This is a genomic window from Ilyobacter sp. (assembly GCF_041583315.1).
GTDB lineage: Bacteria > Fusobacteriota > Fusobacteriia > Fusobacteriales > Fusobacteriaceae > Ilyobacter.
In genome coordinates, this window is sequence record NZ_JBFHGC010000010.1 from 1 (window position 1) to 13,975 (window position 13,975).

General features: G+C 34.6%; 13 protein-coding genes. All 13 read right to left on the reverse strand.

Annotation, left to right across the window (positions count from 1 at the left end):
* Window positions 1-804, reverse strand: an 804-nt coding sequence (locus ABZA26_RS00860) for a peptidase dimerization domain-containing protein (RefSeq protein ID WP_372712630.1), incomplete at its 3' end; no start/stop codon positions are given.
* An 18-nt stretch (window positions 805-822) separates the two neighbouring features.
* Window positions 823-1,293, reverse strand: a complete 471-nt coding sequence (locus ABZA26_RS00865) for a hypothetical protein (RefSeq protein ID WP_372712631.1) — start codon at window positions 1,291-1,293, stop codon at window positions 823-825.
* Window positions 1,294-2,154: a DUF3100 domain-containing protein gene (locus tag ABZA26_RS00870; protein WP_372712632.1), complete on the reverse strand. Its 861-nt coding sequence runs from the start codon at window positions 2,152-2,154 to the stop codon at window positions 1,294-1,296.
* A gap of 165 nt (window positions 2,155-2,319) precedes the next feature.
* Window positions 2,320-3,795 (reverse strand): potassium/proton antiporter, encoded by a 1,476-nt coding sequence (locus ABZA26_RS00875; protein WP_372712633.1) that lies wholly within the window; start codon window positions 3,793-3,795, stop codon window positions 2,320-2,322.
* Between the two features lie 273 nt (window positions 3,796-4,068).
* Entirely contained in the window at window positions 4,069-5,046 is a 978-nt protein-coding gene (locus ABZA26_RS00880) for an ABC transporter ATP-binding protein (RefSeq protein WP_372712634.1), read from the reverse strand.
* Between the two features lie 3 nt (window positions 5,047-5,049).
* Window positions 5,050-6,042, reverse strand: coding sequence for an ABC transporter ATP-binding protein (locus ABZA26_RS00885; protein WP_372712635.1), 993 nt, complete (start codon window positions 6,040-6,042; stop codon window positions 5,050-5,052).
* An 82-nt stretch (window positions 6,043-6,124) separates the two neighbouring features.
* Window positions 6,125-6,949 carry an ABC transporter permease gene (locus ABZA26_RS00890; RefSeq protein ID WP_372712642.1) on the reverse strand — a complete coding sequence of 275 codons (825 nt, stop codon included), beginning with the start codon at window positions 6,947-6,949 and terminating at the stop codon, window positions 6,125-6,127.
* A 222-nt stretch (window positions 6,950-7,171) separates the two neighbouring features.
* Entirely contained in the window at window positions 7,172-8,110 is a 939-nt protein-coding gene (locus ABZA26_RS00895; protein ID WP_372712636.1) for an ABC transporter permease, read from the reverse strand.
* A gap of 179 nt (window positions 8,111-8,289) precedes the next feature.
* A complete protein-coding gene (locus ABZA26_RS00900; protein WP_372712637.1) occupies window positions 8,290-9,870 on the reverse strand; it encodes an ABC transporter substrate-binding protein in 1,581 nt (526 codons plus the stop codon).
* 71 nt (window positions 9,871-9,941) lie between these two features.
* On the reverse strand, window positions 9,942-10,661 hold the full coding sequence (locus tag ABZA26_RS00905; protein ID WP_372712638.1) for a gamma-glutamyl-gamma-aminobutyrate hydrolase family protein: 720 nt from the start codon (window positions 10,659-10,661) through the stop codon (window positions 9,942-9,944).
* A 427-nt stretch (window positions 10,662-11,088) separates the two neighbouring features.
* The gene (locus tag ABZA26_RS00910) at window positions 11,089-12,141 is read right to left on the reverse strand and encodes an aldo/keto reductase (RefSeq protein ID WP_372712639.1); all 1,053 of its coding nucleotides are present in this window, start codon (window positions 12,139-12,141) and stop codon (window positions 11,089-11,091) included.
* Between the two features lie 3 nt (window positions 12,142-12,144).
* Complete coding sequence (locus tag ABZA26_RS00915; RefSeq protein ID WP_372712640.1) at window positions 12,145-12,489, reverse strand: TIGR04076 family protein; 345 nt, start codon at window positions 12,487-12,489, stop codon at window positions 12,145-12,147.
* A gap of 40 nt (window positions 12,490-12,529) precedes the next feature.
* Window positions 12,530-13,933, reverse strand: a complete 1,404-nt coding sequence (locus ABZA26_RS00920; protein ID WP_372712641.1) for a Na+/H+ antiporter NhaC family protein — start codon at window positions 13,931-13,933, stop codon at window positions 12,530-12,532.
* Between the last annotated feature and the right edge of the window lie 42 nt (window positions 13,934-13,975).

Sequence of the window (13,975 nt, forward strand, 5' to 3'; positions counted from 1 at the left end):
CACTACATTTACTATATCCCCGCCTTTTGTTATGATAGGATGAACTCTTACCCTATCAGCATCAGAGAAAGTTTCCCTCTGTGCATGAATGTTATTCATGGCAAGCATTGCAGCATTTAGTGCATTCACTCCTTTTTCTGGGGCACTTCCTGCATGAGATTCCTTCCCTATAAACTGCACTTTTTTCCCTATAAATCCGTTACCAACCGGACCTACCAAAGCCATCTTCCCTTCTTTGGATAAATCCAATGAGTGTATCATCATTGCCATATTTACATCATCAAATTCTCCGTTGGCAATCAACTCTTGTTTTCCACCAAAATATTTTATTTTACCCGCTTCTTTTAATTTAGAACGATATTCTAGTTCAACAAATTCTTCCGCCGGAACTGCAAAAAAATCAACTTTTCCATCAAGTTCCTCAAGAGATCCAGAACGGATAAGACCTATTGCCACACCAATCATTGCAGCAGTTTGAATATTATGACCACAGGCATGAACTGCACCGGTTTCTTTATTTGAGTCCTTATGCTCACTGCACATAATAGCATCCATTTCACCCAAAACTGCTATTTTAGGGCCCGTCTTATTTTCATTTATACTCCCACGACATCCTGTGACAGCAATGTTGCTCTTTACTGTTAACCCTAACTCTTGAAACTTTTCGCTGACCAGTTTGGTAGCATAAGTTTCTTTATATCCTAGTTCCGGGTTGTTATAAAGATCTTCTCCTATAGATATTATTTCATCTCTATATTGATCGATTGTTTCACAGATTTTTTTCTTTAATTGTAGTTGATCCATAAATTTTGCCTCCAAATATTAAATTATACCTTGTGCTTTCAACATTATCTGAGCAATGATTGCAGAACCAAAGAAAGTACTCATAAAGACAACCAAGGATATCAATACAATTTTCCAGCTCATTGATTTTAATTCTTTGACTTTATTTCCAACAGAGATTCCTGCAAAGGCTAAAATAGGAGTTGTTGTTGAAAGAAAATTTATTTTATTTGTATATTCTAGGAAAAGTTTTGCTGTTGGCATAAATGGCATACTTAGAATTAAAGCTATCATAGTAGCCCAGGCAAAAGCTGGAAATTTTAATTTTGGAAATAAGTCTTTTATAATTAGAGAAAGAACACAAACCAGTAATATAATTACCGTTCCTGGAATGGCTTCTGAAACTAAAAATTCTTTTCCTGCAACCATAAAACCGATCTTTTGCCCTACTAAAATCAAAATACAGACAAAAATAAGTAATTTCAATTGATCTAAAGTTTTGCTAAGCATTTATATTACCTCCTTTTTTAAAAATTTTGGTGCTAGTTTAGAATAATACCAATTGGTAAAAGGAAGTGCTATAAATACCACAGAATACATCCCGGTTACTCCTGTTAACATGTTACTAGTAGCTGCGTATGCCAATATTGTTTCTTTCATTTCTGGAGACGACACTGCAGATAATGATGAAGATGCAGCGGTCATCATACTTCCACTTCCAATTCCACAGGCCATTGCTAGAGCATACGGGTGTAATCCTGATGCCACAGCAAAAGAACCTAAGAGTCCAAAGAATATGGTCCCAAATACTGTTCCTATCATATATGTTCCCAATACTCCTGTTCCTTCTGGAGAATTCATACCGTATCTTTCACCAATAATTCCAAGAGTAGGTTCTCTGCAAATACTTACAGTCCCTCCCACTGCTTCTCTTTTTAAACCTAAAATCAAAGCCAGTGGCAGAGCTATTAGCGGGGTTAATAAATTTCCTAGTTCTTGAAGTAAGAATGCCGGACCAGCCTGTACTACTTTTACGATATTAGGGTCAACCAATGTCCCGTACTTCACCCCTAGTGGCAGTAATGCAAGCATAACCATTGAACCTGCTAATTCTATTTCTTTGCTGGAAATAAGCTTCTTTAAAAATTTAAGATGCTTCCCTAAAATATCCGGAGTAACTATCAGACCGAGAATTACTGCATACAGCATTGGTAATAATACCACTGATCCGGGACCTAGAGAATACTTTTTAATCCCAATTAATTCAGAAATAACCAGGATACCAAGTACTGTTAAAAATAACTTGATAAAAATTCCGCTTCTGTTTTTTGTACTAATTATCTGTGCTTCAGTTAATGTTTCTTTACCCATAATTATTTTCCCCCTTAATAAATAATTTTTATATATTAACATAGAATATATACTTTTAAACACTATTAAGAAAATTTAATTTAAAAATTCCAATAGTCAATTGACATCGTTATTAAATAAAATTTTATTATTATGTTCACTTTGAAAAAAATTTACTAGCTTGCCTCAGTCTCTATTTTCACGGCTAATTTTTTTAATAGAATCCATTATATACTCTTCTACTATCCGAGGGTCGTCTGCCAGAATATAAAGTTCATCCTCGGCTTCTATAAGTGTATCTCCCCTTGGGAGTATCTTTTTCCCTTTTCTATTTATAAGTATTAATAGGATATCTTTCGGGAAGTGAAGATCCATAATTTTTTTACCGGGAATAATTCCGTCTCTTCGAGTTTTTACTTTTATAAGATTCTCTTCGAAATATTCCAAGTTTTCCAAATCTCCCCTCTCAAGTATTTTATCTTTCGTCTCATTTAAATCTAAATATCTGGAGGCAAATGGCAGTGTCATCCCCTGAAAAATAACAGAAAGAAGTACTACGAAAAAAACAAGATTAAATATCAGTTCTGCGTTAGCAACACCCTCTACCAATGGAAAGGTTGCAAAAACTATTGGAACAGCTCCTTTAAGACCCCCCCAGGAAATAAAAAGCTTTTCTCTATTTCCAAGACCACTCTTAAAAAGAGTTATAAAAACACTTAAGGGTCTGGCCAAAAATATCAAAATCAAGGATACTGCAACGCCTATTTTCCAGATTTCTAAAAACTTACTTGGGAATACCAGTAGCCCAAGCATAACAAATAGACCGACTTCCACCATCCACGAAATTGATCCGAAGAATCTACTCATATTCCTTCTGTAGGTCAGTTGAGAATTTCCAAGGATAAGTCCCAGAAGGTAAATTGCCATAAACCCATTTCCACCTGAGATATTAGTGACTCCGTAGGTAAATAAGATAAATCCTAATATAATTATCTGGTGTAATTCTTGCATCTTTATCTCAAATCTTTCAAGAAATATTATAGCCAACTTAGCCACTATAACTCCTACAAGTGCTCCTACTCCTATCTGAAGGAACAAAAATAAAAGACCTTGGGTTATACTTATCTGTCCAGATTTTATAATAGTGATAAGTAGTATTATGATAACATTCGCCATGGGATCATTGGTTCCAGATTCCAGTTTTAATATTCCTCCGACTTTTTCTTTAATATCAAGACCACCAAATGAAAGTATGGCCACTACTGCTGAAGCATCTGTAGAAGATACAATTGCTCCAAAAAGAAGTGCTTCTGTGTAATCAAATGGTGTAAAGAAATATATAGGAACTGCCACCAGGATTGTATTCAAAAGTACCCCTACAAAGGCAAGGGCCAGTCCCTCTTTTTTTACCGGAGAGATTTCCTTTATATCAGTATTATACGCTCCTGAAAATAGGATTATACAAAGTGCCAGATTACCCATAAACTGAGCTAGCTTTGCATTGTCAAATTCTATGCCGCCTAATCCCTCTGATCCTGCAATCATTCCTACTGCTAGATATATTATTAAAGTTGGAATATTAAATTTTTTAGATAACTTTAGAGAATAGATGCTGAAAAATATCAAAATAGCCAAAATGATACATACTTTTTCTATAGTCATAATTCCTCCTTCTCTATAATTTTTTTAGGCTTTGATACATAGTCTAAATTTACTAAACGAACTCAACCTATGCAAATTGATATTGTTTTAATAATTATCTCCCAGGCCACTCAAATATTTCCTTTAATCTTTCTGAGACAGGTAAATTAATTATTTATATTTTATATTTCAAGAAGAATACAAGATGAAAGTTCATTATAAAGGCTGAAGTCACATTGTTATCAATGGTCAGAAGTAAAAAAAATGAACCTGCATTATGCAGGTTTATTTTTTTTACTTCTTATTAATTTTTCTCCAGTGGTGACATGCAATTTGATGTTCACCCTCTACTGTTTCCAGCACAGGCCTTTTTTCTCTACACAAGTCATCTGCATATTTACATCTTGTGGAGAATTTACATCCAACAGGAGAATTAAGCGGTGAAGGAATTTCACCTTCTAAAACCTCTTTTTTCCCTCTTTTCCTTGGATCAGGAATAGGGATACTAGATATAAGTGATTGTGTATATGGATGGAAAGGTTCAGAGTATAGTTTTTTCGAAGGACTAATTTCCATAACATTTCCTAAATACATTACCACTATTCTGTCTGAAATATGCTTAACTACTGACAGATCATGTGCAATAAAAATATATGATAAATTAAGCTCTTTCTGAAGCTCCATCATCAGGTTAATAATCTGAGCCTGAATAGATACATCCAGTGCTGATACAGGTTCGTCAGCAATGATAAGCTTTGGCTCTAGAGCTAGTGCTCTTGCAATACCGATTCTCTGTCTTTGTCCTCCGGAAAATTCATGCGGGTATCTTTTCAAAAACTCTTCTCTCAGCCCTGTTAATTTCATATATTTTAATACAAGCTCTGTTGTATCTTCATCTTTTCTATGAAATTTTAAAGGTTCACCTATTATCTCTCCAACTGTCATTCTCGGATCAAGTGAAGAGAATGGGTCTTGGAATATCATCTGAATATCAGGTCTTAAACTGTTAAATTCATTTTCACTTAACTCAGTAAGACTTTTATCATAATAATAGACCTTCCCATCGTGAATGGGGCTCAGCCTAACTAAAGCCTTCCCTGTCGATGTCTTACCGCACCCTGACTCTCCAACCAGCCCAATAGTTTCTCCTGGTTTCACATCAAATGTAATGCCATCAACAGCTTTAATATATCCGACGGTCTTTTTCAACATCCCTTTTTTAACAGGAAAATAAACCTTTAAGTCTTCTATTTTTAAAATTTTATCTCCCATAGTTTACCCACCCTTATTTTCTGAATATAAGAAACATTTAGCATAATGTTCATTCCCAAAGTCAACAGCCTCAGGTTCTTTCTGTCTGCAGATATCCATTACATATTCACATCTATCAGCAAATTTACAACCCTGGGGAAGATTTAGAGGACTTGGAACCATACCTTCTATCACATATAGGTCATCATCATTATCTGTATCAAGCCTCGGCATAGATTTCTTCAGGCCTTGTAAATATGGATGCTTTGAGTTATAAAAGATATCTTCCACATTTCCGTACTCTACAATTTTACCACAGTACATGACAGCGACTTTATCAGCAGTTTCAGCTACAACTCCCAGATCATGTGTAATCATTAGGATAGCCATTCCAAGCTTTCTCTGCATCTCTTCCATTAAATTAATGATTTGTGCCTGGATAGTTACATCAAGAGCTGTAGTAGGCTCATCAGCAATTAATAGTTTAGGATTACATGCCAGTGCTATTGCAATCATTACTCTTTGTCTCATCCCACCACTCATTTGGTGGGGAAACTCTTTGATCCTATTCTCAGGAGAAGGTATCCCTACCAGTTTCAGCAGTTCAATTGCTCTTGCTGTTGCTTCTTTTTTATTCATTTTTTGATGAAGTTTAAGAGGCTCCATAATTTGATATCCTACTGTCAGTACTGGATTAAGTGATGTCATAGGTTCCTGGAAAATCACTGCAATATCGTTCCCTCTTATTTTTTCCATCTGTTTTTCAGAATAGTTTACAAGGTTTTCTCCGTTATATAGAATTTCTCCATCAACAATTTTACCCGGAGGATCTGGAATTAGTTGCAGGATTGACATAGCACTTACGGATTTACCTGAACCTGATTCTCCGACAAGAGCAAGAGTTTCCCCTTCATAAACTTTATAACTAACTCCGTCACAGCCTTTTACCACACCATAGTCAGTATAGAAATATGTTTTCAACTCTTTTACTTCTAATATTGGTCTTTTATTCTCCATCAGAATTATTCACTCCTCACAATGGTTCTAATTTTTTTTGGATAAAACCCTGCTTTTGTCTTTATAAAAATCAAAATATATCTTAGTCCTTAAGTTTGGAATCAAGAGCATCTCTCAGTCCGTCTCCAAATAGGTTGAATCCGAATACTGTTAGCAGGATACATATTCCCGGAATAACGGACATCCAAAGGTTTATACCAAGGTATTGTTGACCAGAGGACAGCATCTGCCCCCATGATGGTGTAGGTGGCTGAATTCCAAGTCCTAGAAATGATAATCCTGCAACTGTGAGGATAATATCGCCTATTCTAAGTGTGGACAGTACGATAATTGGACCAATACAGTTTGGAAGGATATGCCTGGTAATTATATATGAATTTGGGATAGCCATAACTTTTGCCGCAGAGATGTAGTCCATCTCTTTTACTTGAAGAACCGAACTTCGAACTACACGGACAAACCCCATCACTCCCGTTAAGCTGACAACTATAATCAGATTAAATATTCCAGTCCCAAAGGCAGACATTAATACAATGGCAAGTAAAATAAACGGGATAGAGTTCCATATTTCTACAGCTCTCATGATGAAGTTATCAACTTTACCTCCATAATAACCAGCTAAAAGTCCAAGTACTGTACCAATTAAAGAGTTTATCATTACAGCAAGTACTCCGACTCCCATTGCCACTCTCGATCCGTAAAGTGTTCTTGAGAACAAGTCCCTTCCAAATTCATCTGTCCCTAACCAGTGAGCTTTTGATGGCCCTTGTGTCAGTGCAGACCAATCGATATTTATAGGGTCATGTGTTGCTAGGAACGGTGCCAACATAACGATATAAATCATCATTGTAATTATAACCAGTCCAAGCATGGAGTTCCTGTTTCTTTTTAATTTCTTAATAGCCATATCCCATTTTGATTTAATCTGATCTTGTTCCCTTCTTTTATCAGTCTTTAGCTTTTTAAGAAAGGCTAACAGATAAATTACTGTAAAAACCAGGAAACTTAATAGTGAAATTTTAGTATTAGTACTTTGAAAAGCTTTTGGTGAAAAAATAACAATACACAATAAATTTAAAGTTAAAAGAAATATATGTATAAAATTTTTCTTGATCAATATTTTCGCCTCCTAATCATAGCTGATTTGCGGATCAATAAATGCATATAAAATATCTACAAATAGATTAACAACAACATATATCCCCGCAAGCATAACTACAGCACCAAACACAAGAGGTTCGTCTCTTCTAAATACTGCATCAACAGCAAGTCTTCCAACTCCAGGCCATGAAAAAACAGTTTCTGTAAGTACAGCTCCTGCAAATATTGAAGCAACTTGGTTTCCTATATTTGTAACTATTGGAATCATAGCATTTTTTAATCCATGTGTAAGAATAATTTTCATTTTAGACAGTCCTTTTGCCTTTGCAGTCCTCATATAATCTTGGTTAATAACATCCAGCATAGCCGAACGTGTAAGACGAGTTGTAGATGACATAAGCACAAAGGATAATGAGATTCCGGGCAAAATGAAATGTTTGAATCCTTCTGCAGTCCAAATGTGTCCTCCAAATCCTGATGCAGGTAACCATGATAATTTAACAGCAAAAACATACATCAGAATAATTCCTGTAAAGAATACAGGAATAGATACCCCAAGGAGTGCCGTTGACATAGCTAAGTAGTCAAAAATTGAGTTCCGTTTTACAGCTGATATTATTCCAACAGGTACAGATATTGCAACAGCTAAGACTATAGCGAAGAATCCTAACTCGAGAGTTGCAGGTAGTCTCTTTGTGACAATCTTGAGAACATTGTCCTTATAATAAATTGAGTTTAATTCTCCTTTTAACAAGTTTGTCATCATCTTTACATACTGTATTGGTAAAGGTTTATCCAAACCGTATTTTGCATTAACTTCTATTATTGCCTGTTTAGTTGCATTTTCTCCCAAAAGAACTGTAGCAGGATCTCCCGGAGCAGCTTTCATTATTAAAAATATAATTAATGAAGCAGAGAATAAAATAACTACAAGCATAAAAAGTCTTCTGATAATATAATTAGCCATTGCCTTACTCCTTTATGATAAATTGTAGTATTGAAAAGCAAAAAATTTACACGGGAAACCAGAAAAATACTATGTAATTGAAGGTTTTATGGCTTTAAATAAGCAGAATTCATTATTTTTATTTTCTAATTTTTGCTATAAAAAGAGAGCTGCTTAAAAAAGCAGCCCCTTAGATAAATTTATTTAATATCTACATTATTTTTAGGTGTATATAAATAGATATAACCCTGAGGCGAAGGTTCGAAGTTAGTAACTTTTTTAGTATGAACTATAGTAATGTTTTTGAAGATTAATGGAATATGAACGTAATCTGTAGCTATTGCCTGTCTCATTGCTTCAACATAGGCCTTTTCTCTAACAGATTGATCAGCAGTACTTCTTCCTAATTCTAAAGCTTCATCAACTGTTTTATTTGAGTATGCGGATCTATTTTGTGTACCTGCATCTGTATGAAATAATGCGTATGTCCATCTATCAGGATCAGGAGCGGACCCCCAACCAAGTAAGTAGATACCAGCTTTACCACCCTCTGTTGAAGGTAATAATGTACCAAACTCAAGAGTTTGAACTTGCGGCTTAAATCCGTATTTAACTAAGCTTGATGCCATTGCAGTTGCAATTTTTGATCTAAATGCATCTTGTGGAGATAAGATAGGAATTTCCATTCCCTCTTTTAATACTCCTTCAGCCTTCAACTCATCAAATAAAGCTTTCGCTTTTGCTTCATCGTATGGAAGTGCTTTAGACTTCATGTATCTTTTATCGTTAGCAAATACTACAGGCGGAATCCATGAATAAGCTCTTGATCCAGTAACACCGTATATTCCTTTAATTGCATTTTCAAAATCTGTTGCATAGTAGATCGCTTTTCTGAATCGTACATCTGAATATGGCTTTTGGTTATCTGAGAATCCAACATATTGGAAAGATAAACCTGGAGTTTGCTTAACTTCAAATTCAGAATCAGATTGAAATTTTGTAATATCTTGTGGCAATAGTCCTTCTGCTAAGTCTACTCCGCCAGATTTTAATTCTACCGCAATAGTTTCAGCCTTAGGAATCGGTCTGAATATTGCTTTATCAATATTTGCCGGTCCTCTGAAGTAATCATCAAATTTAACCAAAGTAATGTGATCATCAGGTACCCACTCTTGAAATTTAAATGGTCCAGTACCAACTGGAGCTCTGTCAAATGCTTCCATTCCAACTTTTTTTACATGTTCAGAAGGAAGAATACCAAATTGAGGTGACCCGACTAATTGCATAAATGACGCATATACATTTTTTAAAGTAAATTTAACTGTATAATCATCAACTGCTTCAACTTTTTCTAATTCATTTAAATATTGTTTCCCAGGCGATCCGTTTTTAGGATTGTTAATTTCCTCATAGGTATAAACAACATCTTTTGCCGTAAGTTCAGTACCATCGTGGAATTTAACACCTTTTCTTAAGTGGAATGTGTAAGTTTTTCCATCTTTAGATATTTCCCATTTTTCAGCCAATCCCGGAGCAGCATCTGAAACACTGTCTTTATAGCTTACTAAAGTGTCAAAGATGTTTGCTGAGAACATTTCACCAGTTAAGTCTGTGACAATAACCGGATTAAGGCTTGTAGCGTCCTTTTCAATAGCAATTTTTAATACCTTTTCTTTTGGAGCTTCTGCAGTCTTAGCATTCTCCTCTTTGTTACCTCCGCATCCTACTAATATTAAAACAAGTAAGATTGTTAGAGATAATAGTTTCATTTTTTTCAACATGAAATCCCCCCATTTTTCTTAAAACTTTATATTTAAAATTTATAGCCACTTAATTAACAATAGAGTACAAACTATAGTTTTTCTACAAATTTCATGAATAAACGAATCATGTCTTGATTTCCACGAGTAGCCATCATTTCAGGATGCCACTGTAAACCTATCATGAAATGATCTTTTAGAACGGACTCGAATCCTTCTATAATACCGTCAGTTGATTTTGCAGTTACTTTGAACGAATCAGCCAAAACCCTAACAGCCTGATGGTGAAATGAATTTATCCAAATCTCTTCACCGTAGAGTTCTTGCAATATTGAATTTTCTTCAATTTGAACCTTATGAGTTGCAAGAGCCTGGTTTTTTCCCTGCTGATGTTTTAATATTACTTTTTCCTCGCAATAAGACAAATCTTGGTATAAAGAACCTCCTGAAACTACATTCAGAATTTGACTTCCTCTGCAAATTCCCAAAATAGGAATCTTTAGCTCCAGGGCTTTTCTGGCTAACAACACGTCAGCCTCATCTCTCTCAGGAGTAATATCTCCACATTTATCAAGAACCTCTTCGCCATAAAATTTTGGTGAAAAATCCTCACCACCAGATAAAATTATTCCATCAAGAGTTTTTAATATTTCTTCCATCATCTCTTCATTTGCGATACATGGTACCACAAATGGAATAGCCCCAGCCAAAATGACAGCATTCATATAGTTGTTTGCAACACAGGTCATTTTGTAATCATTAAAAGTTTTATTATTAATATACAAGCCTGCTGATATACCAATTTTTTTCATAAGAAACACCACACCTAAACATATCTTTATTTTATATTACCTATCTGAATAATTCATAATGTTTATATTAGCACAAGTTAAATAATTAATGAAGTTAAATCACAGTAAATTATAAGTTTATTATCCAAAACTGTAGTAGAACAGTTACCTAATTATTCGGCAGTAAAAATTCATCAATTATTTTGTTTATCTTACTTATATCAGTGCTAATTTCTTCTTTCTTTGAATATGCTATCCTCTTTAACTTTATGACTTTAAAACAAAACTTTTTTGTTCTGGTTGCAAATATTGCTCACAGTCTTAATCCACTTATGAATACCACAGAAAAAAATCATAAAAATTCCTGCATGACTAGTTAATTTATTGTCTGCAGCTTAGTTGTTTTAATAAGCTACAATTTCTTATCTAAACTAACAATCAAGGAATACTAAGGTTTTTTGTTTAAATCCATCTTTATGATTCCTTTAAATTTAGAATCGTTTCTCTCTAACTCATAAGGTTGACCTGCTAATATAGGTTGCTTTATTAAGAATTCATCTATCATTTTCATATCCGCTTCTGAAAGTTTCAACTCAAATATTTTTTGGTTAGATTCAATATGTCTGCTGCTCCTAGTACCTATAATAATCGCTGCTATGGCTTTCTTTTCGAGGATATATCTCGAAGCAATATTAGAGATGCTTGCATTATACTTTGCCGCTATCTTTTTTAATATATTTAATAGCTCCTGAAATGCATCCCACCCTATACTCTCCTCTATTACTTGAAGATATTTTACTTGGGAACGGGTCTCTGCTGCTGTTGCCTTGCTCATTCCAAGATACTTATCACTAATTAATCCACCACTTATAGTTCCATAGCATATTTGTGTAATATTTTTACCAGTACAATAGTCTAAAAAACCTTTTTCCACCCTTCTCTCAATAACTGAATATTGACTTTGGCAGGAGACTATATCTACACCTGCATCCACAATTTTAGATAAGTGTTTTTCATCAAAATTAGTAACCGAGATATTTCTGATTTTCCCCTTTTTCTTCAAGGTTTCCAGGTCCATTGCTGTTTCTACAAAACCTTCTATATTATAGTCCCACCAGTGAAACTGCACCATATCAAGAGTATCTCTTTTCAACCTCTTTAGACTTCTATCGATTATAGCTTCCGTATCTTCAAACTTCAAGTTACTCAGTTTATTAACATCTGGAACATACTTTGTATGTATCTGAATATCTTCTGATCTTAATGAACTATGTGTTTTTAATTGTGTGGAAAAATCACCTAAAAATTCCTCGGTACCAGTGTATATATCAGCACAATCAAAAGTAGTAAATCCCTTTTCCACCAATTGAGTAAATGCATTTAATATATCTTTAAAGTCTAATTTGTTACCTAAACTGTGCCCATCACTTAATTGCCAACAACCATTTATTACCCTACTAATAGAATAATCTTTTGTTAACGAATATCTTTCTATATTCACTTATTATTCATCTCCCTTAATTGGAACAATTGTACAATCATTATGACTAAATTCTCTCTTATCTATTCTAGTTATTTTAAATCTCCCACCACAATGAGGATCAGGACATGCGATCACACTGTCACTTAACATCCAGTCATTTTTATGAAGCTCTCTTTGTTTTGCTGGAAGTAGTGGTAATATAGCTGCAAGAGAATACATCGAAAACCTATTATTCTCCGGAAAGACTAAATCTTCACCAATTACTAGAAAGTAGTCACCTACATTATGCTTACAAACCATATCTTTATCCCCCTGTATCACCTCTACTTTCAAGTCATACAGAGTGAAAATGTCATCTCTATTCATCTATTATCTCTCCTTACTTTAAGTTTTATAGTTTATTGCATCATCCTTCAGTTTTTACTACTTTTTCATATTCAATTTCGTATATTCTTCCCCAACCTGTTAACACAGAGAAACATAAAACAACGAAGAGTACCATTGGATATATTAGCCCTCCAGCCACAGCTGCTGGACTTAATCCACTAAGGGCAGCTGTAATAAATACAAAAACACTTAAAAATGGTAGGCTCACTGGCAGCGAATTAGCAAATCCATCTATTAGATTAGCTCTACGATAAGGATGAATATTCTTTTCCCTTCCAAGTTCGTCAGCTATAGGACCAAATGTCAGTATTGAGGCACTGGTTACTCCTCCAAAAAATGCTGTGATTAAACATATTCCAACGGCTATTGCTATTTCTGTACCCATTACCGTATTAGCCAATCTCGAGTTAGAGATACCATTTATAACTTTTTCCATACTTCCTGCTCTACGCAATACCCCCATAACTCCAAAAACAGATATAACAAGAGTAACTGTCCCCATCATCTCTTTTACACCGGTTGGCAAGAAACCTGTAACATGATTTCCAAGCTCTGAAGATGAAGCAAAGAGACTATCTATTGTAAATATACCAGTAACCAAACCTGTTACTATGCCTACTACCAATCCATATGAAATAGATCTAAAAATATCTTTTGTTTTAATGGCAGTTAGTAATAATACTGTTATAGGTATTAACATAAATAATGGCTTAGGACTACCTGTTATTTGATTGATACTTTCTCCTTGCATGTTATCTGACAGCAAGACAAATAGTACTAGAGATATTATTCCTGCTACCAGTGAGTATTTAAATCTTGATGCAACAACTCCTGCAATTTCTGTAGGTCTACCATCTTTATAAGATTGTGTTGAAGCAGAAGCAATTGTGGTATCTGATATAGGTGCTAAGTTGTCACCAAATATGCACCCAGAAGTAATTGCACCAGCCAGAAACACTGGACTTATTCCAAGCTCTACTCCTGAAGCATAAAATATTGGAAATGCTGCAAACATTGTTCCTATAGATGAACCAGTTGCTGTGGCAATAATGCATGATGTAACAAATACAAAGCCAATAAACGGGCCTCCCCTTAAACCTACTGTATTTGCTATCCAGATGAATCCTTCTGAGATATTGCTGTCCTTCATCATCTGGGCAAACATCCCAATTATAAATAAAACAACAACAATAGTAACAGAATTTTCTGATGCGATCTCCTTTATAACCCCATCCCAATATGCTTTAAAATCTTTTGCAAAGAAGCCTCCTATTATAATTCCTAAAAAACCTCCCATAGCCAGTGCATGCATATCAAATGATAAAAGTACGACAAATAATAATATGCATGTACCGAAAAACACTAATGCCGGAATGAAAGACATCTTCCATCCCCCGTAAAATTCAATTTTTTTCTCTTCCATAAAACCCTCCCCCTATGTGATTATAAAATAAAAATTCTTACC

Coding starts and splice junctions, on each gene's coding strand:
- ABZA26_RS00865 (WP_372712631.1), bottom strand. CDS start 1,293: ATGCTTAGCAAAACTTTAGATCAATTGAAATTACTTATTTTTGTCTGT.
- ABZA26_RS00870 (WP_372712632.1), bottom strand. CDS start 2,154: ATGGGTAAAGAAACATTAACTGAAGCACAGATAATTAGTACAAAAAAC.
- ABZA26_RS00875 (WP_372712633.1), bottom strand. CDS start 3,795: ATGACTATAGAAAAAGTATGTATCATTTTGGCTATTTTGATATTTTTC.
- ABZA26_RS00880 (WP_372712634.1), bottom strand. CDS start 5,046: ATGGGAGATAAAATTTTAAAAATAGAAGACTTAAAGGTTTATTTTCCT.
- ABZA26_RS00885 (WP_372712635.1), bottom strand. CDS start 6,042: ATGGAGAATAAAAGACCAATATTAGAAGTAAAAGAGTTGAAAACATAT.
- ABZA26_RS00890 (WP_372712642.1), bottom strand. CDS start 6,949: ATGGCTATTAAGAAATTAAAAAGAAACAGGAACTCCATGCTTGGACTG.
- ABZA26_RS00895 (WP_372712636.1), bottom strand. CDS start 8,110: ATGGCTAATTATATTATCAGAAGACTTTTTATGCTTGTAGTTATTTTA.
- ABZA26_RS00900 (WP_372712637.1), bottom strand. CDS start 9,870: ATGTTGAAAAAAATGAAACTATTATCTCTAACAATCTTACTTGTTTTA.
- ABZA26_RS00905 (WP_372712638.1), bottom strand. CDS start 10,661: ATGAAAAAAATTGGTATATCAGCAGGCTTGTATATTAATAATAAAACT.
- ABZA26_RS00915 (WP_372712640.1), bottom strand. CDS start 12,489: ATGAATAGAGATGACATTTTCACTCTGTATGACTTGAAAGTAGAGGTG.
- ABZA26_RS00920 (WP_372712641.1), bottom strand. CDS start 13,933: ATGGAAGAGAAAAAAATTGAATTTTACGGGGGATGGAAGATGTCTTTC.